The sequence below is a fragment of the Blautia glucerasea genome, from assembly GCF_020537505.1.
Lineage (GTDB): Bacteria > Bacillota > Clostridia > Lachnospirales > Lachnospiraceae > Blautia_A.
In genome coordinates this window covers 67,008-88,637 of record NZ_JAJBMO010000003.1, presented here as the reverse complement: position 1 = coordinate 88,637, position 21,630 = coordinate 67,008, and the positions used below count along the sequence as shown (strand labels likewise).

At 37.5% G+C, this 21,630-nt stretch carries 36 protein-coding genes; 1 reads left to right on the top strand and 35 read right to left on the bottom strand.

What is annotated here, in order from left to right:
* From LIQ05_RS03530 to LIQ05_RS03360, 35 genes are all read right to left on the bottom strand, one after another.
* Positions 1-549 (bottom strand): LemA family protein, encoded by a 549-nt coding sequence (locus LIQ05_RS03530; RefSeq protein ID WP_226818663.1) that lies wholly within the window; start codon positions 547-549, stop codon positions 1-3.
* A 189-nt stretch (positions 550-738) separates the two neighbouring features.
* Complete coding sequence (locus tag LIQ05_RS03525; protein ID WP_195982781.1) at positions 739-948, bottom strand: hypothetical protein; 210 nt, start codon at positions 946-948, stop codon at positions 739-741.
* On the bottom strand, positions 941-1,906 hold the full coding sequence (locus LIQ05_RS03520) for a DUF5662 family protein (RefSeq protein WP_226818661.1): 966 nt from the start codon (positions 1,904-1,906) through the stop codon (positions 941-943). The genes LIQ05_RS03525 and LIQ05_RS03520 overlap by 8 nt, the downstream gene beginning before the upstream one ends.
* Positions 1,903-2,085 (bottom strand): hypothetical protein, encoded by a 183-nt coding sequence (locus LIQ05_RS03515; RefSeq protein WP_226818657.1) that lies wholly within the window; start codon positions 2,083-2,085, stop codon positions 1,903-1,905. Before LIQ05_RS03515 ends, LIQ05_RS03520 begins: the two co-directional genes overlap by 4 nt.
* Before the next feature lie 2 nt (positions 2,086-2,087).
* Positions 2,088-2,243 carry a hypothetical protein gene (locus LIQ05_RS03510; protein WP_195982778.1) on the bottom strand — a complete coding sequence of 52 codons (156 nt, stop codon included), beginning with the start codon at positions 2,241-2,243 and terminating at the stop codon, positions 2,088-2,090.
* A gap of 184 nt (positions 2,244-2,427) precedes the next feature.
* Entirely contained in the window at positions 2,428-3,657 is a 1,230-nt protein-coding gene (locus LIQ05_RS03505) for a DEAD/DEAH box helicase family protein (protein ID WP_226818654.1), read from the bottom strand.
* Positions 3,645-3,953, bottom strand: a complete 309-nt coding sequence (locus tag LIQ05_RS03500) for an L-tyrosine decarboxylase (protein WP_195982776.1) — start codon at positions 3,951-3,953, stop codon at positions 3,645-3,647. The genes LIQ05_RS03505 and LIQ05_RS03500 overlap by 13 nt, the downstream gene beginning before the upstream one ends.
* Positions 3,954-3,963: 10 nt before the next feature.
* The gene (locus tag LIQ05_RS03495) at positions 3,964-4,245 is read right to left on the bottom strand and encodes a hypothetical protein (RefSeq protein WP_226818653.1); all 282 of its coding nucleotides are present in this window, start codon (positions 4,243-4,245) and stop codon (positions 3,964-3,966) included.
* 29 nt (positions 4,246-4,274) lie between these two features.
* Complete coding sequence (locus LIQ05_RS03490) at positions 4,275-4,787, bottom strand: hypothetical protein (protein ID WP_226818651.1); 513 nt, start codon at positions 4,785-4,787, stop codon at positions 4,275-4,277.
* Positions 4,788-4,805: 18 nt separating this feature from the next.
* Positions 4,806-9,140: a DUF5906 domain-containing protein gene (locus LIQ05_RS03485; protein ID WP_226818920.1), complete on the bottom strand. Its 4,335-nt coding sequence runs from the start codon at positions 9,138-9,140 to the stop codon at positions 4,806-4,808.
* Positions 9,141-9,144: 4 nt separating this feature from the next.
* Positions 9,145-9,384, bottom strand: coding sequence for a hypothetical protein (locus LIQ05_RS03480; protein WP_226818649.1), 240 nt, complete (start codon positions 9,382-9,384; stop codon positions 9,145-9,147).
* A gap of 13 nt (positions 9,385-9,397) precedes the next feature.
* A complete protein-coding gene (locus tag LIQ05_RS03475) occupies positions 9,398-9,934 on the bottom strand; it encodes a hypothetical protein (RefSeq protein ID WP_195982837.1) in 537 nt (178 codons plus the stop codon).
* Positions 9,934-10,530 (bottom strand): hypothetical protein, encoded by a 597-nt coding sequence (locus LIQ05_RS03470; RefSeq protein WP_318289467.1) that lies wholly within the window; start codon positions 10,528-10,530, stop codon positions 9,934-9,936. The genes LIQ05_RS03475 and LIQ05_RS03470 overlap by 1 nt, the downstream gene beginning before the upstream one ends.
* Positions 10,517-10,681: a histidine kinase gene (locus LIQ05_RS03465; RefSeq protein ID WP_195982772.1), complete on the bottom strand. Its 165-nt coding sequence runs from the start codon at positions 10,679-10,681 to the stop codon at positions 10,517-10,519. The genes LIQ05_RS03470 and LIQ05_RS03465 overlap by 14 nt, the downstream gene beginning before the upstream one ends.
* Positions 10,682-10,794: 113 nt before the next feature.
* Positions 10,795-11,718 (bottom strand): DUF6353 family protein, encoded by a 924-nt coding sequence (locus LIQ05_RS03460; RefSeq protein ID WP_226818647.1) that lies wholly within the window; start codon positions 11,716-11,718, stop codon positions 10,795-10,797.
* A gap of 14 nt (positions 11,719-11,732) precedes the next feature.
* A complete protein-coding gene (locus LIQ05_RS03455; RefSeq protein ID WP_226818645.1) occupies positions 11,733-12,332 on the bottom strand; it encodes a hypothetical protein in 600 nt (199 codons plus the stop codon).
* Positions 12,333-12,351: 19 nt separating this feature from the next.
* Positions 12,352-12,897, bottom strand: a complete 546-nt coding sequence (locus LIQ05_RS03450) for a hypothetical protein (RefSeq protein ID WP_226818642.1) — start codon at positions 12,895-12,897, stop codon at positions 12,352-12,354.
* Entirely contained in the window at positions 12,887-13,090 is a 204-nt protein-coding gene (locus tag LIQ05_RS03445) for a hypothetical protein (protein ID WP_195982768.1), read from the bottom strand. The genes LIQ05_RS03450 and LIQ05_RS03445 overlap by 11 nt, the downstream gene beginning before the upstream one ends.
* An 82-nt stretch (positions 13,091-13,172) precedes the next feature.
* Complete coding sequence (locus LIQ05_RS03440; protein WP_195982767.1) at positions 13,173-13,460, bottom strand: hypothetical protein; 288 nt, start codon at positions 13,458-13,460, stop codon at positions 13,173-13,175.
* A gap of 68 nt (positions 13,461-13,528) precedes the next feature.
* The gene (locus tag LIQ05_RS03435; RefSeq protein WP_195982766.1) at positions 13,529-14,356 is read right to left on the bottom strand and encodes a DUF6353 family protein; all 828 of its coding nucleotides are present in this window, start codon (positions 14,354-14,356) and stop codon (positions 13,529-13,531) included.
* Positions 14,357-14,409: 53 nt separating this feature from the next.
* Entirely contained in the window at positions 14,410-15,219 is an 810-nt protein-coding gene (locus tag LIQ05_RS03430; protein ID WP_226818641.1) for a DUF6273 domain-containing protein, read from the bottom strand.
* A 337-nt stretch (positions 15,220-15,556) separates the two neighbouring features.
* A complete protein-coding gene (locus LIQ05_RS03425) occupies positions 15,557-15,715 on the bottom strand; it encodes a hypothetical protein (RefSeq protein WP_195982764.1) in 159 nt (52 codons plus the stop codon).
* A 43-nt stretch (positions 15,716-15,758) separates the two neighbouring features.
* Positions 15,759-16,544: a DUF6353 family protein gene (locus LIQ05_RS03420; protein ID WP_226818639.1), complete on the bottom strand. Its 786-nt coding sequence runs from the start codon at positions 16,542-16,544 to the stop codon at positions 15,759-15,761.
* Positions 16,545-16,555: 11 nt separating this feature from the next.
* Positions 16,556-16,873 (bottom strand): hypothetical protein, encoded by a 318-nt coding sequence (locus LIQ05_RS03415; protein ID WP_195982762.1) that lies wholly within the window; start codon positions 16,871-16,873, stop codon positions 16,556-16,558.
* A 158-nt stretch (positions 16,874-17,031) separates the two neighbouring features.
* Positions 17,032-17,250, bottom strand: coding sequence for a DUF3194 domain-containing protein (locus LIQ05_RS03410; protein WP_195982761.1), 219 nt, complete (start codon positions 17,248-17,250; stop codon positions 17,032-17,034).
* Positions 17,251-17,326: 76 nt separating this feature from the next.
* The gene (locus LIQ05_RS03405) at positions 17,327-17,647 is read right to left on the bottom strand and encodes a DUF6353 family protein (RefSeq protein ID WP_226818636.1); all 321 of its coding nucleotides are present in this window, start codon (positions 17,645-17,647) and stop codon (positions 17,327-17,329) included.
* A 41-nt stretch (positions 17,648-17,688) separates the two neighbouring features.
* Entirely contained in the window at positions 17,689-18,048 is a 360-nt protein-coding gene (locus tag LIQ05_RS03400; RefSeq protein WP_195982759.1) for a hypothetical protein, read from the bottom strand.
* Between the two features lie 71 nt (positions 18,049-18,119).
* The gene (locus tag LIQ05_RS03395; protein ID WP_195982758.1) at positions 18,120-18,344 is read right to left on the bottom strand and encodes a DNA-directed RNA polymerase I; all 225 of its coding nucleotides are present in this window, start codon (positions 18,342-18,344) and stop codon (positions 18,120-18,122) included.
* 175 nt (positions 18,345-18,519) lie between these two features.
* Positions 18,520-18,840, bottom strand: a complete 321-nt coding sequence (locus LIQ05_RS03390) for a hypothetical protein (RefSeq protein WP_195982757.1) — start codon at positions 18,838-18,840, stop codon at positions 18,520-18,522.
* Between the two features lie 92 nt (positions 18,841-18,932).
* Complete coding sequence (locus tag LIQ05_RS03385; protein ID WP_195982756.1) at positions 18,933-19,349, bottom strand: hypothetical protein; 417 nt, start codon at positions 19,347-19,349, stop codon at positions 18,933-18,935.
* A 49-nt stretch (positions 19,350-19,398) separates the two neighbouring features.
* Positions 19,399-19,620 (bottom strand): beta-lactamase induction signal transducer protein, encoded by a 222-nt coding sequence (locus LIQ05_RS03380; RefSeq protein WP_226818632.1) that lies wholly within the window; start codon positions 19,618-19,620, stop codon positions 19,399-19,401.
* Between the two features lie 135 nt (positions 19,621-19,755).
* Positions 19,756-20,013, bottom strand: a complete 258-nt coding sequence (locus LIQ05_RS03375; RefSeq protein ID WP_226818629.1) for a hypothetical protein — start codon at positions 20,011-20,013, stop codon at positions 19,756-19,758.
* A gap of 72 nt (positions 20,014-20,085) precedes the next feature.
* Entirely contained in the window at positions 20,086-20,277 is a 192-nt protein-coding gene (locus tag LIQ05_RS03370) for a hypothetical protein (protein ID WP_195982753.1), read from the bottom strand.
* 47 nt (positions 20,278-20,324) lie between these two features.
* Entirely contained in the window at positions 20,325-20,744 is a 420-nt protein-coding gene (locus tag LIQ05_RS03365; RefSeq protein WP_195982752.1) for a hypothetical protein, read from the bottom strand.
* Between the two features lie 80 nt (positions 20,745-20,824).
* Entirely contained in the window at positions 20,825-21,127 is a 303-nt protein-coding gene (locus LIQ05_RS03360; protein ID WP_226818916.1) for a DUF6431 domain-containing protein, read from the bottom strand.
* 311 nt (positions 21,128-21,438) lie between these two features.
* Between LIQ05_RS03360 and LIQ05_RS03355 the strand changes: the two genes are divergently transcribed.
* On the top strand, positions 21,439-21,603 hold the full coding sequence (locus tag LIQ05_RS03355) for a hypothetical protein (RefSeq protein WP_226818626.1): 165 nt from the start codon (positions 21,439-21,441) through the stop codon (positions 21,601-21,603).
* Positions 21,604-21,630: the final 27 nt, after the last annotated feature.

Here is a 21,630-nt window from a genome sequence, read left to right as displayed (position 1 = left end):
TTATTCCCCGAACAAATTCTGTGGAGCATCAACTGGAGCATCGTAATTCAAATATGTATACTCCTGAAGCTCATAGCCGAGAATATCTAAAAAGATTCGTGTAGGGAATTTTCTTACATAACGTCTGTATACCTTTATCTGTTTGTTGTAGTTACTGCGATATTCCGCAATTAGATTTTCTGTAATAGAAAGTTCATTCATCAATTCCTTATAATTTTCATTAGATTTTAATTCCGGATAAGCCTCGCTTACAGCTGCAATCGCAGTGGTAACATTTTCGATATCTCCGGTTGAACCTCGTCCTTCTACGATAGCAGTAAGTGTATCAGCTTCGTGTTTATCGTACTGCTTTACACAATCTACAAGGTTATAAACCAGATCCACACGTCTTTTTTCCTGAACTTTGATGTCTGAATCAGCTGTATTCACCTGCTCCTCCAGTGAAAAAGCTTTATTCTGCGAGCTCTGCACTCCGAATACGCCTAACATGACAACCGCAAGAATTCCTGCAACAATAATAAGAATTAACTTCCAACTTGATTTTTTCATTTCAATTTTCCTCCAATTAAATAAAACCCACAAGCCAGTTAAGACTCATGGGTCAGTTTATAAATTTATTGACTTTTTCTTTGTTACGCTATATGCTGTATTCCACAAAAATATATGGAAGGGGGGATTAGCATGGATAAAGATTTATATCATCCGTATATGAATGAGAACGGTAAAATGGTTCATGGTCTACCCCAATACTTCAATTGACTCGATTTCATCTTCATTGAAGCCGATACACAATCCAGGTCTCTGTGGACAATCTTCAATGTCGATTGCTGCGATTCCCTCTGGTTCGTTGTCGTCTGGAAATATATAATCCGAAACAATTCCTTCAAATTCTTCTCCATCTGTGCAAATTATTTTAACTCTTTTTCCTTCAAGACTCTGACTAAGCATTATTTTTCTCCTTTCTTCTTGCTGGATAAACGTGCGTTCCCGTTTTAGAATATACGATCATAGCTGTGTTAGATACAACTTCGTTTCCGCTTTCATCAACGTACGTACCAATATCATGATCGGCAGTAATACGTTCTCGATGATTCCAGTGTCCGTTGCGATCTAATCTTGATTCGCCTTTACCGCCATACTTATCAACCAACTTCTGAGCATATTCTACATCACCATCAAGATAGCTTCTTCCTGGTAAATGGTCTGATTTGGTATGACGCTTTTGTTTATCTTTATTGACTGTCTTGGATACTTCCCCAGAATGAATTGCTTCTTCTACAAGATTATCATGTCTGCGAACTTTTGCAACCTTTTTATTTTCTTCTATCGGATATGGTGGACCATTTCTAACACCCCATTTCGTACCTTTGACTCCACTATGCTGAATTTCCGCATTGCTATCCTCGTCCAGCTTAACCTTGATCTTACTGAGAATATCTTCTACAGTTTTCCTTGTGTCGGGAGCAAGCTTCATATACTTTGAATGTTCTTCATACCAGTTGAATATCTCATCCAGATTTTCCTGTGCCCAGCTGAACGCCCACCAGTCGCAGATCATTTCAATAATATAATCGTATGGCATCTCCAACACGATTTCTCCTTCTTTTGGATCGTCATTGATTAATACCCAATGTTGCCAATGATGCGGATTACGATGAATATGTAAGAGCCAAGCTCGCTGGTAATCCTGTACAACTTTAAAAGAACGATTATTACCATAAAAATATGCGTCGTAAGCGTTGTACTCATCCGGCTCATCCTTAGACTGATCGTGAGCAAATCCAGTCTGCCATCCAGCATTCACAGCGTCTTTTATTACATCTGGTAAATTCTCACATAGCCATTCATATCCTCTTTTTACATTTGATCGGTGCTGTGCCAGATACTGATCGTATTGAAAGCTCATGCCTCTGGCACCACCTTTCTTTTCGTCAATTTCTTATAAAGTTCTCGTGCTGCCTTTCCCTCAAATGCATTGATGATTTCTGAAGCGTGACCTGGTTTTGGTTTTCCTACTAATAATATCCCAGTGTCTTCACCACCATCATCTGGAAAATTCACGCTAACAATAACACTTTCTACCATTATCATTCCTCCCCCTTCCAATAGATTGGTATTTCTGAATTTGTGTTCATGCCCTCTGCTAAACAATCATTACAAGGATCAAATTTTTCATCCTTTTTCTTATGCTCGCAAGTAGGACAATATTTTTCAAAATTTACTTCTCTGTAAATATTTTCCATGTGACACCTCATTCATACACAATATCGAAGTAAAAATGCGTATACAGTCTCTTCATAAGTACAGCACGTTATCAAAGCATTAAACTCTTCTTCTGATAACATTTTTAATTTAATAGATAACATCCATATAAACATAGTCAATGTTTTTAATGTTTTCAGTATTTGCACGTCAATCCACCATCCTTTACACCGAATGCCCCCGACTTTTATTAAACCATCTCGTTTCATTGAATGTTTTCTTCTCTTTCAGAGCCTTACTAATAGCTAGGTCTATACCAGATCTCGATTTCAAATGATAATAATATAAATCCGTAAATGGAGTATTCATTCTGTCAATCCGTCCAGCTGACTGTGACATTATTTTGTAAGAATAATTCTGAGAAAAGAATACTATTGTGTCAGTTGTAATACAATTCCATCCTTCTGCTCCGGCATTGTACTGTACCAAATATACCCACGCCGAGCCTGTTGGTATAGGCTGATGCTTATGTCCGTTCCATTCTGCAATCTCATATTCAGATAAAATCTGTTTTAACAACTCCAATTCATAATCAAAATTGTAAAATATAATTGCTTTTGGATGTTTCTCAATGATTTCCAATAATGCGATTTGCCTGGATGTATCGGTATTAACTATCTTTCGCCAAACATAACATAATTCAGCCGCATTAATGATTGGTTCTTGCTTGAAGGGATTCCATCTGTTTTTCCCAGCCATTTTGTATTCTGAAACATCGTATTTGACATAGATATCTTCATGATGCGAAACGGTCTGGCGTTTGAAATCCATATTCACGAGAATGGAGTTTCGTAAACGGATCAATCTTCCAGTATCTATATACCTGTCAATCTTTGGAAATTTACTAAATCGGCTGTATATAACATGCTCCCTTATAAATTCGCTCCGGTTTTTATAAAATCCATTTGCTATAAATACCGGAATATAATCCTGCCAAGTATCACCAGGTGTTGCTGATAAAAGAATCCACTCGTTTGATTTCGCAATCTTCAAGAACGCTTTAACCCATGTTCCAGAACCTATAACTCTCTGCTCGTCAAATATAAAGAATGCGTTTCTAACATCGGAATATTTTTTTATATTGTTCCAAGAATCAACAATTACTTTATTACAATATAAATTAACATCTTCGTGAGTAGAAAGAAGGAAGGGCGCAAGCTCACCCTCCCATTCTAAAGTATCTCTCTTTCGAGCAGTTGTAATTATGTATAAGTCTTTCGGCGGATCATCCATAGGCATATACTCATCCGTTTCCAGGCAGCCACCATTACGGACGTAATAATACGCCAAAGATGTTCTAGATTTCCCGCTACCAACTCCACCACAAAGAATACATCCGTTTTTCATTTGCTCAACAGCTTTTAGTTGATACTCACGTAATTCTAATGCGCACATAAGTCTCCACTTTCGCTTGTGAATCCATCTTCAACTTCAAATGCTAAATCGTCGCCAGTCAGATCTGCTTTCGGACCTCTCATAAGCCAGTTACATGAAATTGCAGCATTAGAAAATCCGTTTTCTTTATAATATGCGAAAATACAGTTCTGCACCGGTACGGTTACTCTTATCTTTCTGCAATCATAAACCGTATTGTCGGTTACAGTAATTCCGATTATTTTGGCAACGTTTGCATAAAAATTTTCTATTGATTGACAGCATTGGAATGAACTTATGGAATATCTTTTTTTCATGAGCCCTCCATCAATATTCTTCTGGAAAAAGAATCGTTGTTGCACTTCTATCCCATTCAGTGATTATCCAAATTTTCGTATCACCATACATATAAGCAGCTAAAATTCTCTCACCATTTTTTACAGCTTCGTTGTTACTTCTAACATCTTCTTCACAGGTATCACCCCAGTCACATTTGCAATACTTCCCATACAAGGCATCCAAAATGAATAAATATAAATTTCGGTCTTTTTTCATCGCTTCTGCGATACCACGGGTACACACTATCTGTCCAAGTTCAAATTCGTTCATCTTGATCTCCTTTCAAAATTACGAAATGCTTAGTTAAATGGAATATCATCTTCCTCATCAGACTGATCGCGATTTACATCGGAATGTCTCATACTAATCGGATCGTCATCCATTTTCTGGAATACTTCCATACTCTTAACCCAGAGAGATTTTCCGTTCTTTCCCTCGTATTTATTCAGAACAACATTCACGTTATCGATCCACATGTAATCGATATTACTAACAGATTCCGCATCCAGAAGGACTCCATGACGATCGTTCTCGCCTGTCATTAAGAAAATTTTAGGCGGCCATTCGCTCTCGTAGTTCACTTTGATGGCTACATAATATCTTGGAATAAATCCTTCTTCCTCTCCTGGTTTCGGCTTTGTCAGTTTAACATTGAAGCCTTCATCGATAAGTCTTCTTGCCTGCTCAATATCCGGAATAATCAGATTCCCTTTTCTCTGAGTATTTCCATAAGTGTCTCTATCTGGATCACCAGAGAAATTTGTTTTGTAAATAAATTTTGTTCCCTCGATAATTACTAAATTGTCTCTCATTGTTAAAATATCTCCTTATTAATTTTCTGGTTTATTCATGCAAAGCCCCATCAAAACATCTCCGATATTAAAGCCTTTATCGCAGGACATGTTTAACGGATAATCGTTCTTGAAATCGGGGCAATCGTAGCAACTCTTGTACTTTCCATCACCACAAGGCATACAGTCTGCATCGTTTGCTCCAAGCTCTTCAATATATGGATCGTCGGACACAAACCATTCAAAATCGCCATACTGAGAAATAGTCTTCACAGCTTCATCAACAAGCTTGTCATAATAAGAATGGTCGATTCCGTCCTCTTTTCCAAGCTCTTTAACCATTTCCGATTCCATCCACCGATATCCTTTGGAACCGGTTGCCGCGTAATACTTACCGTCTTTTTCACGCATAAGTAATCCAGCACCATATCCTTCTTTCATCGGACAGAACTGACCAACTTTTCCAACGAATCTGTAATTATGTCCCTTCGCGATTTTCGGATTCAATTCCTGGCAGGTAGATTCAAATGTGATGTCGGAAATAAGACCTTTTTTATAGTCACTTTCTGCTTTGGCAAATTCTTTTTCTTCTTTTGATACATCTGGTAAAGTTTCATTTAAATCCAAATATAAAGAGCTGCTCACCGATTTGGTCTCGCACATATCTTCAAATGCGATTTCTTCTCCGCTGAACAGCTTTTTAAATACATATGGAATCTGAAACTGAGTTCCTGTAGCAGTCCACTTTCCACCATTCTTTTTATTGTCTCCTGGGATATATCCATATAATGCCTTACAATCCTCTGCATCCTTATACTTGGCAATATAAACCGCATCGTTGACTAAAGTCATCCGATCATATGTAGCTTCGTGCTCAAATGTATAGCCATATCGTTCTCCGAAATCCATGACAAACTGAATTATCTCCGGTGTTGCATCCGGAATCTTAATCGAATCGGTCTTGATATGTGCTACCTGGAACCCACGATTGAGAACTTCGTTCTTCAAGTCAATCATGAATAAAGCTCCACGTTTAGCTACAATATTGTCAATATTTCTTGGATCTTTAAATGGATTAGCAAATGAAGCGGATGTGAGTCCGTACACCGAGTTGATGGCTGTCTTTAACGCATTTGCTAAATCTTTCGATGTCATATCGCCATCAATAACCCTCTGAATATATGGAGTAAGTTTTCCATCCAGCATAGTATTCACAATATCCCATGCCTCATGTTTGATGCTCACTCGTCCTTCAACAATTTCCCGGAACGCTCTTGTAAACTTAGGTCCGAATAGCACCTCTGCGATTACACTATGCGGGTGCATTGATGAAACATCCAAAAGCGCAACATTTCCATACATTCCAGGAGCACCTTGTGCAAATCCACCCTCTCCGACTTCTTCGCCTCTATAGGTCGATTTTCCACACTCAAATTCATACCCAGGGAAATATGGTAGAATACTGGATTCTTCAAATGGAACTTTTTCCTTACCGTTATTTTTCCAACCATAATGAAAATCTTCCATCATTTTAGGGCAAGCTTCTTTTAAGAAATCAAGACTTTCCTGATCAAGCGTACCAACAGGCTTTGATAAATCCCTATAATGAAATTCATTCTGAGGATTACGATTTTTACCAAATATAATTCTGGTTGTAAGACTATTGGTTGTATCGTTTACAGTCATTTCTGCTAAATCTGCCAGAATTTGTCTTGCGGTCCAATCGGCTTTCAGATATGTAAATGCTGCCTCAGTTGCTATAACATCGTTGTCACAATATTCAGCGACCTTAATCCATAATTCCTCTGGTACCGGCTGGTCCCATGGAAGTCCAAGTTCCTGATGATGAGTTCCAGCTTTGATGATCTGAATTTCGAAATCTGAAAATCCTTTCTTTTTGAGCTTCTCTTCAGAAAGATTTCCCATCTCAATTTCAAGCTTCTTTAAGCTCTTCTTGTTTCCAGCGGATGCAAAATCGTAAACGTCCGTATACGATACGTTATACGCCTCACCAAAGAAGCAATTTGGACCACCTTTAATAATTCTTTGTGAAAGATTATAAAGCTGTTCGTTGGTATACCCCATAAGTCGCGCATATAAGAAATGATTATCGTATCTGCGACAGTTAAATCCAACCAGCCGAAATTGCATAAGTTCCTCAATTTCCTGTGGTGTAGGATTAATCATACGTATTACAGGTTTTCCGACGCCTTCCATCTTCCAATTGACAAGAAACAGGTTTGGAAAAACTTCAATATCATAAAAGACCAGCTTTGCCTTTTCATTTTTTACAGCGCAGGCTGGTTCTTCTGATTTAAAGTGCATCTTACTTACAAGCTTCACGCAATATTCTGCTTGGTGTGTACTATTTGCACCGAATGCTAATATTGCATTCCGCATATCTGTTACATCGTACTGAAGACCACTTTTGTATGCGTCTTCCAATATTTTGTATATAAAATCGATACTCGGCTTAGTTCCAGGATGAATCTCTTTATTGAGGTTTCGTTTTATCAGTGTTCTAAGCCCTTTCTCGCTTTTTATTGCTTCAAAATTTACCATTTTGTTATCTCCTTTCAGTGGTAAACCAGAGCTAATCTTTGCGATAGGTTGATTGTTACATTTGGACAACTTACGTCTCAATGAGCTTTTTCCAGTAAAGACCTTAATTTCGATATGGTCGTCATATACTCTGCTCAATGCAGCTGGATCTCCAGTGTAAATATAATGAAGATGCACACCTTGTCCAGATTTAGAGAGTTCGGCATATGTCGGAGGCCATTTACTAGCTTCTGCCATATTCTTTTCTAAAGATTTATTCCCTTGCTCATCTGGAATATCAAAATCAATAACGATATGATTTTCTGGAACTTTTACGTAATGGAGTTTTGTTGGATCTATCTCTGATAATTTAGAAGTTACTTTTTCCCATTTTTTCTGAGGAGTTTCATTGTCCGAAGCATATTGTGCCAGGCAATCCCCACACATCTCATCAAATATGGAAACAGCACTATCGTGAAGTTCTATAGCATTAGTTGCTATCCCTTCCGAAGAATTATCCGATACGATTTCCGCTTCGAATTTTTCAGTTCGAAATCCCACGTAATAGCTCCTCACTCTGGTTCCATCGTCCAAATTAAATCTTTCTTGAAAATCTCTGAAATAGTTTTTAAGTTCCTCTTTAAACACCCTCTGCGAAAACGGATAACTCACCTTCGCCTCATCGCAATAAGTTTTGTACATCTCCCATGCTGCTTTTAGTGTAGTTCCGTTTTCTTTCTTGAATACGTGATAAGAATCAATTATAAAGTTGTAGAAATCATTTGATGCACCAAGCATGGTGATTGGAATGTAATCATCATATCTGCCAGGATTTGCTAAATATACATTTTTACAATGATAAGCAATCGCGCCCAACTCAAAATCAATCTGACTTACAATTGCTTTGTATTCTTTCGGACTTAATTTATTCCCAGAGGGTGATACATCAATCAGTCGTCTTATAAGACCCGATTTTGCATCTGTTATTTTTACTACTTTGTTAGTTCCCATAAATAAGAAAGCATTAAATCTACTGGAATATGCAGATTTAAACTTCTCGTTCACAGTCATAAGCTCGTGAGAAACTAAACTGTTCAGTCTAGTATTATCCTCGATTTTAGACAAGTCACCATCATGCTGAATCGCGACAAGTGGGTTGGCTTTAAATGCTTCCAATGCAAAAGAGTTACTACTCGATCCCAATGCTTTTGCATCGAATACTGAGTAATAACCCTCAAATAATGAAAGTATGAGATTTAAAACCGTTCCCTTTCCAGATCCTGGTGCGCCATAAAGAACCATAAATTTCTGTATTTTCTTTGACTCTCCAGATACGATAGAACCTATAGCCCACTCTATTTTCGTTCGTTCTTCTTCGGAATATAAAGTAGACATTAATTTCTCATAAGCAGACAAATCGCCAGCTTCAAGCGGATAACTCAACTTTTTGCTGGCGTAGTCTTTTTTATTTGTTTCCATGTTTGAAAATATAAGTTTGTCGTCAAGCGCATGAAAATTGTCTCTCATTTGCTTCTGGCAATATTTGTGCCACGAATCTATCATTTTAGATTCAGCGTCCCACATATGCAGAACTTTTATGTCCGAATTGAATTTCGTTCTATTTTCTTCGGCATATCTATCCAATTCACGGTCGATAAGTTGCAATGCATCTTGTTCGTCCGTAGACCATAATCCTCGTTCCTCAATCCAGATAGCATAAAAATCACCGCCGCGGATCATCAAATCAGAACTTTTTTTGATTATAAATTTAGGATAGATTTCAATTATTCCGCGTTTGTTGGAACGTGTTGAAATTATCATAAAATCCATCATCACATCACATTTCGTCTCCTGGCTCGTTGTTTCTATTGTTGATATTTTCAATCTCTTTCTCAAGATTCTTGATCCTCATTGCCTGGTTCCTTTTTTCAATTTCATTTGTAAATGCATAAGCAGCTACAGAAAAAGAAAAGAATACAACAGACTTGTTAAAACTCTTCTGCCTCTTCAGATTTCTGCAAATGATTTCAAAGTTTTTCTCCGTGTTTTTCATACTATTGAAAATATACTCAAGCATGTAATATTACCTCCTATTTCACGCCATTTAAGTACCAGTTTGCCTGATACCAGATTTCAACGTTTCTTAAATCGTATTTGCAATGCTTTATTCTGAACAAACCGCCTTTACCGTCACGTCCGTATTCCCGATTCAATAATTTCTGAATCGCATTTTCTACATGATTCGCATCGAATCTGGAATCAATCATATCATCGAGCTCCAGATTAGAAAGCATAGTCCAGAACCAAATTCTAGTTCGGTCGCCTTGCTCTGGATCTGACATAATATGCTCTTCTAATCGAATGGCTAGTGCTAAAAGCATCTCCAATACGCTACATGGACGAGAGTCTAAATATTTCGCAACCATCCGCCCATTATATCCACTTTCATCCGCAAAGCGATATCGCAGATTGATGCCGTCGTCAAAACGATTTCCATCCATATCGATTGTATATGTAAAATCAACACCATGAAGGAAATGAAATAATTCTCGGTAAGATGGTTCATCGTCACAGACAAGACTATACATCCACTCAAAATACGCCTTATTCAGTTCATCCCTCGTCATCATACCTCCATCTGATGTGGCATCTCATTGATTACATCAGAATATAACTTCTGATCTAGGAGAATTTCATAATCGCATTTCTTAGCGTCATTTCTAACAAATACCGAATCGTCTTCATATTCTCCGAAATGGTTCAATGACTCAAAACCGACCATCTCTTCCACATCTTCAATTATTTCATCGTTTTCGTCCGCCAATATCTGATCGGCATAATATGTTAGACTGATTTTCTCGTAATCTTCATTTTCACCAAACTGCTCTGGAGAAATTACATACGGACCGTTAACCACGCTTTCTTTCTCTTCGCTGATACCACCATCAAAATACTCCGAATATTTTGTATAACCTTGTCTATGAAGTTTGGCTGCATATTCTTTGAGTTCCGGCTTTTCTTTTTTGTCTTCGGTTACGTTTTTCGCTACAACATCTTTATTCCGTTCTTTTTCGCGATTAGCAAAAACTTCTTTTACCGAATCAATTTCTCTTTGCGCAATCTCTTCATATTTTTTCTTAACCGAATACCAAGTTACAGCAGATCCAGAAGCCGCTCCTAAAATAAATGCTAAAAGAATAGTTGTCTTTTTATTCATTATCATTAGTTTCCCCCTCATTGATTGTCATCACGGTAAGAGCGAGCCCTCCGAAAAGTAAGGAAGCACTCAAAAGAATGCCTCCTGTGATATGACGTTTTCTTTTCGTATCAAGAATAAAGTCCATCATTGAAATGAAATTTCCAAATCCGTCCATTAGTGATTCCCCTTTCCACCCATAAGAACTGCGATTCCACTAAAGAAGCAAATGCCAGCTGCTGCTGAAAATGTAAAAGCCATTAATCCCGTCATAATAAAATCTCCTTTCCATCAGATAAGATCCAGAATAGGACCGTCAACATTAAAGTTCATTAAGATGGCATCTTCATATCCGCCGTCTTCAGTTTCTCTTTTAACAACCATAACTCCGAAATCAACGAAATTGTCTCCGTTTGAATTTCCATCTGGTTTATAAATCCAGCCAACAGACTGGCTCATCTTTGTACGAGTAATACCGAGCATATCATACACATCACTTAGAAACAGGAATCCATCTGCAACAAGTTTATCGTTTGCTAACTGTTGCTGAGATCTGAGCAGCATAAGATTGTAATTCATATTCTCTTCATAATGTCGACAAGTCTTATCAAAGAATCTTGCATAGTCATCGACTGTCGGAGCCGCAACATTTACAGTCGTTTTGGATTTCTTTTCTTTTCCACTTTCGGGATCCTTGATCATTTCTTCGATTTTCTTAGCTTTGATATTGTATCGAAGCTCTTTGTCGACATCAGCACCGAATCGTTCAACCACTCTGCTACGATATTCTTTGAAAGATTTATCAACTGTTGCGTAAGCGGCAGCCAATGCCACATTTCTTTTTCTTAGAATGTTATTGGACGCAACAATTCCGGCAATGGAAATAGTTCCAAGAACTACAGCTGGAGCATACAGTTTTGCAATCTTAACACCAGTCTGTATATACACAATTGCTAAATCTTTCTTAGCATCTTCCTGAGAATACCGCTCTTCCATTTCTTTATCATTTTCGCATTTGTGAATAGTTTCAATATTGCCTTTTGATTCGTCCAGAATTGTGCTTAATTTTGTAGTTGCTTTACAAGCGAGAACCGTGCTAACAACCGTTCCAACTACACCAGCAGCAATTAAAAGCTCTGGACTATGCTTTCTGAGTTTGATGTTTACTTTTCCTAAGGCAGAAGATGCCTTTTTAACAATTTCATTTTTATTCATTTCGTTTCTCCTCTTTAATTTAATGGTACTGCTTTTGGCAGTTTTATCATATACCCATCTCGTACACGAACTACGGAAGCTGTTCGGATATTAAACCAACCATACTTGTTGTCGGTATAATTTCCATTAATACCAACAAGATCATACAGATCAGCAACGCTCACCAGACCATATTGATCAATAAGCTCATCCATTCTGGATAACACGTCTTCAGCTTCCCCTCGATTTTCGATAATAATATCATCGTACTCATAACCAGATCGAGTGCGATTACCAGACCCACTATCCCTGCGTTCACGATCATCATAATATTTTCGATATGACACTCTCGAAGATGTGGACGATTTTCCCCGAGAACTTCCATTAACGCCTAAAAATGCTTTTACAGCATCAAGGAACATATCTTTTACATAGGGAACCACAATGTCCTCAAAAATATAACTTTTTACATCATCAACATCCTCCGGAACAAACATGCCTGTAAGTTTCTGAATCCCACCCTTTTTCTTAGACTTCGCAGAACCAGAAATTACTTTCTCTACCTTTTTCTCAACCGGCACTTGACTCTGCTCCTTTGATTTATGAGAATTTGATTTATACTCTTCTGTCGCCATTTTCTAACCACCTCCCAATTTATGCTCTTCCTGCCATTGATTTCGCGATTGTGCTATAAATATTCTGCACGTTGGCAAGATTTGAATTATAGGTTTCAAGGATATCGTCCATGGAAGATTGAAGTTTCTCGGTAACGGCTTCTTTAGCTTCCGCCTTTACTTCCCGTTTCAAACCAGAAATATCAATATTGCGAAGCTCTTTTCTGATTTTCTCTTTCGCCTCAACTTCCATAGAACGGTATGTCGAATCTACAGCTCTCTCCGCAGCATCGCTGATTTTGTTGTACATAGAAGTTTTCACATCAATAACGATGTTATCGCACGCTGCTTTTACTTTTCTCTGTATCTCGCAATCAACTTTTTCGTTCACCCGTTCCTTAATGGTTTCATTAATAAGTTCTTTGGGAATATCAAGTTTACCGTCAGAAATCATGGAATCCACGGATTTTCCAACTACTTCACTAACTTCTTTCATTTTCTTATTTGCTCCAACAGCATATCCGAGACCAAATAAGCCAACTGTTACACCAACAAATCCAATAACTGTATCCAAATCAATAGTCATATTTGTTCACCATCTTCACCTTTCCCGGGAGAGTGATCCTCGATCCCGTTATGCGATTGTTATTTTTCTTAAACTGATAAGCCAAATTACTCCTGGCTTTTTTCTCAGATACAGCATATGTTGTTCCATGCCATTGATCTGAAATACAAGTCCCGAAATTCATAACAGGACCATCATACGTATACTGGTTCATAGGACACCTCCCATATAAAAACAAAAAAGAAAGAGTCCTAGATTTCTCTAAGACTCAATCTTCCTAAAATTCATTTCGATGCTTATTCTTCTGGAGCATCGTCATTTGGAACTTCTTCATAATCCGCGTCAACAACGTTATTAGGATTAGATGCACTTTTCTTCGCTGCACGTTCTTCTGCTTTTCTTTTCAATTTTGCTACGCCTGGCTCTACTACAAATTTGCAGATCAATCCTCCCGCAATCATAGCTAATCCAAACTTAGTAGCTGTACTGAAACTGCTGTTGCTTGAAGCCGCCTTAACGATTTCTTCAGTTGCTGTTTCCATAACTTCCTCGCTGTTTTCGATGATTTCATTGTTGTTTTCCATGATTTCTTTCTCCTTTCAGTTTTCGAAATTAATTTTCTTTCATAATATACTTTGTAAATTTTGCGTACTTACATAAGATTACGATAATCGTATCTCGGAGCAACTCCATAGTCGATTACCAGGCAGGGCGTTCCATCTGTAGCTAATTGAGAACTAAAACTCAAATCCAGAAATCCTCTGTCAATATTCCATCCAAGATCGTCCCCGATTGTTCTAAGCGGTTCCAAACCGATTTCATAATAGAAATCATTAAGGGAAATATACATTTCGGTTCTCAATCTGGCATCCAGTTCATTTTCAGCTTTTTTGATTGTCTCTATATCTGATCTGAAATATCGACCAGACACAGTATCAAAACATAAAGTATCGCCACGGCCAACGATGATAACTTCTTTATTTTCTATGGGATTCTTTTCTACGTGTTCCTTGGCGACTGCATCTCTAACTGTCTGCTCCTTCTTCTCTCCGATGGTCTCAACTACCTTTTTCTGATAATCTCTCAAAGTGGATTCGGATAATGTGTATGCCATCGCCAGAGCAGAATTACGTCTGAGATTAACAGAACTTGCCCCGATCAAGCAAGCCATTGACACGAAACAAGTAATACCAGCTGGAATATAGCATTTCCACGTGATTTTTACAATTTCAAGCGGCTCTAAGTGACTGATTTGATTGCATTCTTCACAGCCAGATCTCTTCGCTTCTTCCAAATTTTCATGGTTCACTCGATTTTTTTCGCGTTCAATCAATACGAGCGCTTTCGGAGTTGCTTTTACAGCCATCACAGTTGTCGTGATCATCCCAGCAATTCCAATGCCAGTTAATATTTCCGGACTACGTTTTACTGTTCTGATTTTCAAATCGTTGAGCACTTTCGGTAGATTTACTTTTTGCATTTCAAAATATCCTCCAAATTTTAGTAATACCGCCCACAAGGGGCGGAAGGTTATTACAGGCTGAGTTTCTTAACCACACGGAAAGCCGGACGAACCCCATTAGAACCCGAAGCGTTGTAGTAATCCGCACTGCCGTTGCTGTTCACATAGGCAAAGTAAGCCGAAGAGTATTCTTTTTTCATTGCATTACGAAGCCAGCCCCATTCGCATTCATTATTAAAATAAGCAACTCGATTGCGTCTCTTTTTCATAAGTGGAAGCTGTTCGTCTCCATCTGGTTCAAAATGGCTTTTATCCCACGCATCGTCCCAGCCAACAACCTGTCCAACTGTAAGAATGGTGAGCTCGATGATACGTGTTTTCAACTCTAATGGAAATAAACTATATAAATAGCTATCAATCCATTTCTTCAGATCTGATTTTTCATATCCGCCTTCGTTCGTAGGCTTTTCATTCATAGGACGCTCTGCAATATAATCATCAAAGATGAAAAGAACGTTGTTATCTGTCACTTCATAGGCAGTAGCTTCAAATTTTCCCAGTTCTTTCAAGTCTACTGTAATCTTGTCACCTACTTTAGTTTTGGAAAAATCATATTCGTGCTTTGGTACACCGAAGTTTAAATTAAGTAATTCTTTGGCAGATATATCGCTGGAACCCATCCATGAACCATAAAGCGGGTATTTCTTACTCAGTTCTTTAATATTTGTTTCATTTGCAACAGATTTCAACGCAAGCGATGCTGAATCGTAATCTACAGCCGCCAATAAATATTTCTTTGCGTTATAAAGTTCCTCCTGTGAAGCATTAGAGCTAAGCATTTTCTGAACAAGTTTTGATGCGGCAAAAGTTTCTAATGGCATAATATTTTCTCCTATTCTCGTTAATATTTAAAATTTAAGCAACTAGCAGGTTGATAATCCATTCTGTCAATTCTTTTGCGGTACAAAATATACTTGCAGTCAATGGACTTACTTTTGAATATTCTTCCATCTGATTTCTAAAATCTTTGATTATAATCAGAGGCGTTACTTCAGGATTTTCTCTAAGACGATCTAATAATTCATTAACCGTCCATTTTAAATAGCTCCCCTGCTCAAAGCTACAATCCTGCAAAGATTCATTAAGGCAATACTGGATGATGTAAATCACGCTTTCAATGGACAACATTAGCAAAAATAAAAACGAAAAGAGTCCACATCAGGACTCCTCCGCTTCTTTCTTGGCAAGTGCTTCATTCACCTTTTTGTCAATTTTTTCATCCATCTTTTGGTCATCAACCCAATCGGTTATAAGATTTACCCCTATTCCAATCAGTGTTGCTGCCATTCCAATAACCTTAATCATCTTACTGTTCATGACTTCACTCTCCTTTCATAATAGCATTTGTGCATTTTGCGAATTAGCACTGTTCAAAATCCAATTCTGGAACATAATCCATGTCAATAATGCAGACTTCCAACCCATCTTCCAATGTCGTTTTATAATGACGAAAATCGATCCAGCTATAACCACTGCTCATCGTCCAACCAATTTCGTCCCCATCATCAATCGGATCTAATCCAAGAAATCCATAAAAATCATTTACTGATAATTGGGTTCCAATGGCAAAATCTCGATTGGAGTAATATTCTGCTTGAATTACCCGATTAAGAGAGCTTTCAAAATATCTTTTTGAGTAGCTATCATAGAATAATACATTATCATCTGGATTATGCTCTTCAATATCGAGAGATCCGCCGCCGATAAATCCATCTGACGCGATATAGACATCATCTGCTTTCTCCACAGCAATGGCTTCCATAATTTTTCTGTGAGCATCCTCGCCATACAGTTCTTTCAGTTTATCTCGATAATCCTGGTATGCATCATTGAGCAACGCATAAGCACTGGTTAAAGCCGCCTGCTGACGTTTGTTCAGAATATTTGCTCCAAATATACAAATAATCGTTGCTGCTCCCATAACTACAGATGGAACATAATAAATCCATGCGGACTGAATAGCTTCGAGTTTTGTGTACGCATTCGGGTCATTATGATTCTCTCTACTATCTGCTCTTATTTTTCTAAGAGCTTTTGGCGTAGCTTTTACAGCCAGAGCAGACGTTCCAATTACTCCAACAGCTCCAAAACATGATAAAAGGGTTGGTGATGCCTTTTTCAGATTCTTCTTGTTTAATTTCTTCATACTATCTCCTTTCATTTCGTGGCACGCAACACATCCAATACATCAGACAAAATATCTTGTGCCACAACAAACATAAAATTGTTATCTTGTCTGATTTGAGCATACCGTCTCATCTTGTTTCTAAATTCATTCGTAAGTACAATTATTTCGTCAACTGCAACCTCCTTTCTTGGATAAACTTTTTGTGAGACATACTCTGTTAATTCCTTTAATGCCCAGACCGAATAACTTGACTTTTCGAACTCTCGGTTTCGAATAGAATACTCTGGAAACCACATATCCAACTCGAATACGTCACTAAGCATTAGCTTTAATTCTTCAATAGACATTCATTTACTAGCTCTCCTTTCGATAAAAAATAAAAGAGAAGCAGTACGGAACAATCCGTTGCTCTCCCAATCGAGCTACCCGTTTCTCTTTCTCTCATAATAGTCCTTGTAAATTTTGCGAAGTAAAAAGAAAGAGGCGTTGCCCACGCCCCTCCCGGTTAGTTCAAACCGATACTTTTTAGAATTTTAATAAGCTCGTCCTTTTCCAGCTCAGCATCTACATCCAAGTGAAGGTGTGTCTTTCCATCATTGATTGTGGTAGTAATCTCATTTAACTGAATATCCACGTTATATCCAGTTTTCTTATGTACCACCATCTTCAACGCTTTGGAAATAATTCCTCTTGTGAATTTCGATACTATTCTCATTTCATCCATGCTCCTTTTCTCCTTTCAAAAGCTATCGTTTCTCATAATAGGAGCTGTAAAAATGGCGAAAAAGAAAGAGCCCTTGTTAGGACTCTTCTTCCGATGGTAATGCATATCGTATGTCTAATTCCATATCCGGTAGTACGGCTTCCATCACGCCATTCGTTTTTGTATAAATTTCAAATCTAAACTGTTCATGGATTTTAGCTCTTACCCACCCGGCGATTAACGATTCTTTAGTTATCGGTATTCCTAATGCTTCGTATACATCTCTCAGCAATAAGTATCCGCGGGTCTGTAAATGATCGTTTAATCGACATTCGTAAGCACCTAACGTCCACGCATTGACCAATTCGTTTTTACTCCATTGGCATGACTTTTCGTCAAATATTATGGTTTTGTTCATAAAATGTCACTCTCCTTTCATAACATCCCATGTAATTTTCGCTATATTTCTCTCCTGTCAAAACAAGTTTCCCATCGTTGCCTCTGAATAGGCTTCATTTTTAATGCCCACATAATCTGTCTGACCGTTACTGTAGGGTATAACCCGTCCTTACATGTTCCACATCTGTTGTCAAAATATTTCCTAAAGCCTGGATGTAGATATAAAGTATCTGTTAGCCAAGCATCCACTTCTCCCCACCAGGTACTTTTGGTTTCTGCATTAAATCTCTGCTGAATAACGGCTAATCCATTGTCTCCTATTCTAAACAGTGTGCATTTGTTATACACTGGATGATTGCAAATATAAGTTTCTCCATACATTGATCTATAAATATCTGGTTTCTGATAATGGTATCTCATTTGTGTTCTCCTAGGCAAAAAGAAAAGAGCCTCAGATTTCTCCAAGACTCTTCCTTTTAGCTTATACGTATTTACTTATCGGACTCTATGACTTCTTCCAGTGTCGGATATAAACTTTCATATTCTTCTTCTCCTTCACAGCCATAGTGATCTAAATCTACGCTATGACCGCAATTCGGGCACACTAAAGTGTCCCGCCACTTTTCATCTTCAAATTCCATTAAATTTCCGCACTCATGACAAATGTATTTGCCAGTTTTCATAGAATTGATAAGTTCTTCATTAAAAATACTCATAGCTAAATATCTCCTTTCGCATATAGACCGTCGTACATATCTGTATATCACAGTATATCCGTCGGTATTATTTTGGTCAAGAGATAAAGCTTTATTCTCTCATAATAGTCCTTGTAAATTTCACGCAAAAAATAAAAGGAGATGCAAACATAATTGTAAGCATCTCCATCAAAGTTTACCAGTCAACCATTATGCATCTGTGACTGTATGAGAGCATTATTTTCGTTGAAACGTGAAGTTTTATTCCATCGTCATCTCTGAAATCGAAATCGAATTCTACAGTTCGCATATTTTTGCTCATCACCTGTTTACTCTGAATCGACCAGTCTTTGTCGTCTTCACTGTCTTTAGCTCGAACAGTTACGATGCGAACCTTGGATTCATCCAATTCTGTAAAGATTACATGAATTTTTCCCAATAGTTCATCGTTTCTGTAAGGTATGCTCATCATCACCTCATTTGTAGTTGTTGGTACTTCAATATAAATATTTCTCATATATTTCATCTCCTTTCATAGTAGCCAATGATTTTGACGCGTAAAACGAAGAGGGCTTGTACCATTGCCCTCGACGCTTTGAACATTAATTTTTACTTCCTGGTTGGTCTGAAACGGTTGATTAAGTTTCTGAATACCTGTGATGAAATTGTTCCAGTTTCTTCAAATCGGAATCCTTTATTCATCCAGATGCCATAGAATATCAATGGTAACAGAAGCTCTGCTCCAGCAATACCAGCTTTGAAATATCGATCTTTAACCTGCTCGTCGATCTGCCGCTGTTTAAGTTTTTCATCTCGCTCCTTTGCCTCATTATCAGCAACACGAGAATTATACTTCTCATCAGCATCCCATTCGCTTTTGTTCTCTTCGATTCTTAGCTTGTAAAGTGTAGCTAATTCATCAATTGCCATTGATTTTTCTTTACTTCCGGATGCAAATTCAGATAACCCCTTAATCTGTCTTGCAATTTCCTCACTCAATAATTCTTCAATATTCTTTTCATCCATTTCTGATATCTCCTTTCAGATAAATTATTGATTTTCATAATAGGACGTGCTATTTGTGCGAAATATAATTCTTAATTTCCACTCGCAATGAAACACGCTGCTTCTTATAAATCTCATTTGCTCCGCCAGGATCTAATTCAAGAAATAAATATGGTCCGCTGTCCGGATCTGAATGATCGACTCGAAGCGAACCAATTGGCTTTTCTTGAAATATGTATCGCTCAATGAGCAATCCAATAAGAATACCTATCACTAAGATGATAAGTCCCATCTGCTATACCTCCTCTCCGTCAATATTTCAGTTATCAAAATAACACGATTCGTGGTAGCCTCCGTACTGTTTTTAATCTAGAATAAAAGAAAGAGTCCTAGATTTCTCTAAGACTCAATCTAAAAACTTGCATTATCAATTGAGTTTCTTTGCTGTGAAAATATAACTACCTAACTTCGAATTATTCATAATAAGTCCATCTCCGCAACTTTTTGATACAATCTTAGTGAGTATTTCTCCTTGCCCCAGTCTGATACCTTTCATATGCCCGAAAGCATAACCAACTGCGCATCCTCCTGCTAAAGTAAGACTCGATACCACGATCGTACTAATGTTGTTGCAAATAAACTTTTTGAATGAATTTCTAGTTTTGGTTTCGGTTTTAGTTTCCATAATGAATCTCCTTTCAAATAAATGTTTATTCATAAAATAACTTGTAAACTTTGCGAAAAGAAAGAGCCCTTGTTAGGACTCAATCTCAAAATGCTTCTTGAGTAATTCATATACAAGTTTTGCTTCTTCTTCTCTCAACGATGCCATATCCCATCGTTCAATACTATCATCAGAATGTTCTCTATCTTTTACTCCGACAATAAATGGACGACCTCCTTTAGCATCAGCGGTATAAGAAAAACTGCAATTTTCAAATATTAACATTTAAATCACTCTCCTTTCATAATAGGAGTTGTTTTTATCGCGCATTTTCATCCTCTTTCTTTATTCAGCAGCCAAAAGAATCGTCTGTACAAGTTGTAATACGTGTCTTTACAACATGGGATTTCTAATCTAGCTTTAATAATATCGTAGGACCATCCCTCAGTTACGCCTTTTAATATGTACTCAGCCAATTCTGTATCTGTCCGCTCAGCCGTTTTCTCTATCATATCCATACGCTTTGAAAAATATGATTTCAGCATTCCGATTTTTGCAGTCGGATCGCATACTGTGCTGTTTGCTATAACTGCCACATAATTAGTAGAACGACTAGACAGACCATCTAGTGATACATAGTTTCTTTTCCATATTGGATATTGAAGACAAAAATGCTTCAACTCGTAATAACGATGCTTCTCAATCCAATATGGATTATTTTCGGATACTTCGGCTCTTATAATATTTCCCATATAGTATTACCTCCTTCTAAATTCTATTCTAGGTTAGAATTTTGAAAATGTTAAAACAAAGTCAGTGGAAAAATTTTCCATCATAATCTTGGTTTAATACCCTGCTTCTTCCAACGTTTCATCGTTTCCTCACAAGGGAAATCTTCAAAGCCTAAAGTCTCTGGACTGATGAATCCTTCTATCACTCCATCTATAATATCCGACTCGTAATGCTTAAAAGGATATAAATATTCTGGAAGATCTCTATGAATTGTTTTGCACTTCGGGCATTTATAACGTTCTATGGCAACGAGTTTTTTGGAATGATCCTTTCCTCTTACAATTCGTTTCACAGTATCATATCGCTTCAATTTTTCTTTACAGTCAGGGCAGTATTTATCTATGGTGTTCGCCAGCCTTTCATATAATCCGTACTATAACCATATCATTTACCGCCAAAGGAGCACATATACATAAAAAGAGCACCAGTAGATTTCTCCACTAATGCTCTTATAAGTTCAATTTGATTTTCCTTTTACTACACCATTTACTACACCATTTTTACACCAAAATACGATATTTTGCGGCATTTTACGATGGGTGCAAAAAGCCCGCAAACCCGCATAAATACTGGGTTTTTCGTGTTTTCCAAAAATGGATGTATAAAATTAACTTTTCTGTAAAGACTTTTTAATACAGATAAAGGAGGATTTTTATGGTTGTATTTGCAGTTTTATTTCTGATCCTGTTTTTTGCTTTACAGCTTCTGGTTCTGTTCTGCTGCCTGGCGGCGGGGAATGATGCTTATTCCCAGTTTCTTTCAGACCAGGAGCAGATGGAATATCTGGCGAAATGGAAAAAAGAGCACGATTACAGATAAACGATAACTTTTTGTAACATTTTCTTC

What these genes read in the sequence shown, in the direction of transcription:
- LIQ05_RS03530 (WP_226818663.1), bottom strand. Translation starts at nt 549, where the DNA reads ATGAAAAAATCAAGTTGGAAGTTAATTCTTATTATTGTTGCAGGAATT.
- LIQ05_RS03525 (WP_195982781.1), bottom strand. Translation starts at nt 948, where the DNA reads ATGCTTAGTCAGAGTCTTGAAGGAAAAAGAGTTAAAATAATTTGCACA.
- LIQ05_RS03520 (WP_226818661.1), bottom strand. Translation starts at nt 1,906, where the DNA reads ATGAGCTTTCAATACGATCAGTATCTGGCACAGCACCGATCAAATGTA.
- LIQ05_RS03515 (WP_226818657.1), bottom strand. Translation starts at nt 2,085, where the DNA reads ATGGTAGAAAGTGTTATTGTTAGCGTGAATTTTCCAGATGATGGTGGT.
- LIQ05_RS03510 (WP_195982778.1), bottom strand. Translation starts at nt 2,243, where the DNA reads ATGGAAAATATTTACAGAGAAGTAAATTTTGAAAAATATTGTCCTACT.
- LIQ05_RS03505 (WP_226818654.1), bottom strand. Translation starts at nt 3,657, where the DNA reads ATGTGCGCATTAGAATTACGTGAGTATCAACTAAAAGCTGTTGAGCAA.
- LIQ05_RS03500 (WP_195982776.1), bottom strand. Translation starts at nt 3,953, where the DNA reads ATGAAAAAAAGATATTCCATAAGTTCATTCCAATGCTGTCAATCAATA.
- LIQ05_RS03495 (WP_226818653.1), bottom strand. Translation starts at nt 4,245, where the DNA reads ATGAACGAATTTGAACTTGGACAGATAGTGTGTACCCGTGGTATCGCA.
- LIQ05_RS03490 (WP_226818651.1), bottom strand. Translation starts at nt 4,787, where the DNA reads ATGAGAGACAATTTAGTAATTATCGAGGGAACAAAATTTATTTACAAA.
- LIQ05_RS03485 (WP_226818920.1), bottom strand. Translation starts at nt 9,140, where the DNA reads ATGATGGATTTTATGATAATTTCAACACGTTCCAACAAACGCGGAATA.
- LIQ05_RS03480 (WP_226818649.1), bottom strand. Translation starts at nt 9,384, where the DNA reads ATGCTTGAGTATATTTTCAATAGTATGAAAAACACGGAGAAAAACTTT.
- LIQ05_RS03475 (WP_195982837.1), bottom strand. Translation starts at nt 9,934, where the DNA reads ATGACGAGGGATGAACTGAATAAGGCGTATTTTGAGTGGATGTATAGT.
- LIQ05_RS03470 (WP_318289467.1), bottom strand. Translation starts at nt 10,530, where the DNA reads ATGATAATGAATAAAAAGACAACTATTCTTTTAGCATTTATTTTAGGA.
- LIQ05_RS03465 (WP_195982772.1), bottom strand. Translation starts at nt 10,681, where the DNA reads ATGGACGGATTTGGAAATTTCATTTCAATGATGGACTTTATTCTTGAT.
- LIQ05_RS03460 (WP_226818647.1), bottom strand. Translation starts at nt 11,718, where the DNA reads ATGAATAAAAATGAAATTGTTAAAAAGGCATCTTCTGCCTTAGGAAAA.
- LIQ05_RS03455 (WP_226818645.1), bottom strand. Translation starts at nt 12,332, where the DNA reads ATGGCGACAGAAGAGTATAAATCAAATTCTCATAAATCAAAGGAGCAG.
- LIQ05_RS03450 (WP_226818642.1), bottom strand. Translation starts at nt 12,897, where the DNA reads ATGACTATTGATTTGGATACAGTTATTGGATTTGTTGGTGTAACAGTT.
- LIQ05_RS03445 (WP_195982768.1), bottom strand. Translation starts at nt 13,090, where the DNA reads ATGAACCAGTATACGTATGATGGTCCTGTTATGAATTTCGGGACTTGT.
- LIQ05_RS03440 (WP_195982767.1), bottom strand. Translation starts at nt 13,460, where the DNA reads ATGGAAAACAACAATGAAATCATCGAAAACAGCGAGGAAGTTATGGAA.
- LIQ05_RS03435 (WP_195982766.1), bottom strand. Translation starts at nt 14,356, where the DNA reads ATGCAAAAAGTAAATCTACCGAAAGTGCTCAACGATTTGAAAATCAGA.
- LIQ05_RS03430 (WP_226818641.1), bottom strand. Translation starts at nt 15,219, where the DNA reads ATGCCATTAGAAACTTTTGCCGCATCAAAACTTGTTCAGAAAATGCTT.
- LIQ05_RS03425 (WP_195982764.1), bottom strand. Translation starts at nt 15,715, where the DNA reads ATGAACAGTAAGATGATTAAGGTTATTGGAATGGCAGCAACACTGATT.
- LIQ05_RS03420 (WP_226818639.1), bottom strand. Translation starts at nt 16,544, where the DNA reads ATGAAGAAATTAAACAAGAAGAATCTGAAAAAGGCATCACCAACCCTT.
- LIQ05_RS03415 (WP_195982762.1), bottom strand. Translation starts at nt 16,873, where the DNA reads ATGTCTATTGAAGAATTAAAGCTAATGCTTAGTGACGTATTCGAGTTG.
- LIQ05_RS03410 (WP_195982761.1), bottom strand. Translation starts at nt 17,250, where the DNA reads ATGGATGAAATGAGAATAGTATCGAAATTCACAAGAGGAATTATTTCC.
- LIQ05_RS03405 (WP_226818636.1), bottom strand. Translation starts at nt 17,647, where the DNA reads ATGAACAAAACCATAATATTTGACGAAAAGTCATGCCAATGGAGTAAA.
- LIQ05_RS03400 (WP_195982759.1), bottom strand. Translation starts at nt 18,048, where the DNA reads ATGAGATACCATTATCAGAAACCAGATATTTATAGATCAATGTATGGA.
- LIQ05_RS03395 (WP_195982758.1), bottom strand. Translation starts at nt 18,344, where the DNA reads ATGAGTATTTTTAATGAAGAACTTATCAATTCTATGAAAACTGGCAAA.
- LIQ05_RS03390 (WP_195982757.1), bottom strand. Translation starts at nt 18,840, where the DNA reads ATGAGAAATATTTATATTGAAGTACCAACAACTACAAATGAGGTGATG.
- LIQ05_RS03385 (WP_195982756.1), bottom strand. Translation starts at nt 19,349, where the DNA reads ATGGATGAAAAGAATATTGAAGAATTATTGAGTGAGGAAATTGCAAGA.
- LIQ05_RS03380 (WP_226818632.1), bottom strand. Translation starts at nt 19,620, where the DNA reads ATGGGACTTATCATCTTAGTGATAGGTATTCTTATTGGATTGCTCATT.
- LIQ05_RS03375 (WP_226818629.1), bottom strand. Translation starts at nt 20,013, where the DNA reads ATGGAAACTAAAACCGAAACCAAAACTAGAAATTCATTCAAAAAGTTT.
- LIQ05_RS03370 (WP_195982753.1), bottom strand. Translation starts at nt 20,277, where the DNA reads ATGTTAATATTTGAAAATTGCAGTTTTTCTTATACCGCTGATGCTAAA.
- LIQ05_RS03365 (WP_195982752.1), bottom strand. Translation starts at nt 20,744, where the DNA reads ATGGGAAATATTATAAGAGCCGAAGTATCCGAAAATAATCCATATTGG.
- LIQ05_RS03355 (WP_226818626.1), top strand. Translation starts at nt 21,439, where the DNA reads ATGGTTGTATTTGCAGTTTTATTTCTGATCCTGTTTTTTGCTTTACAG.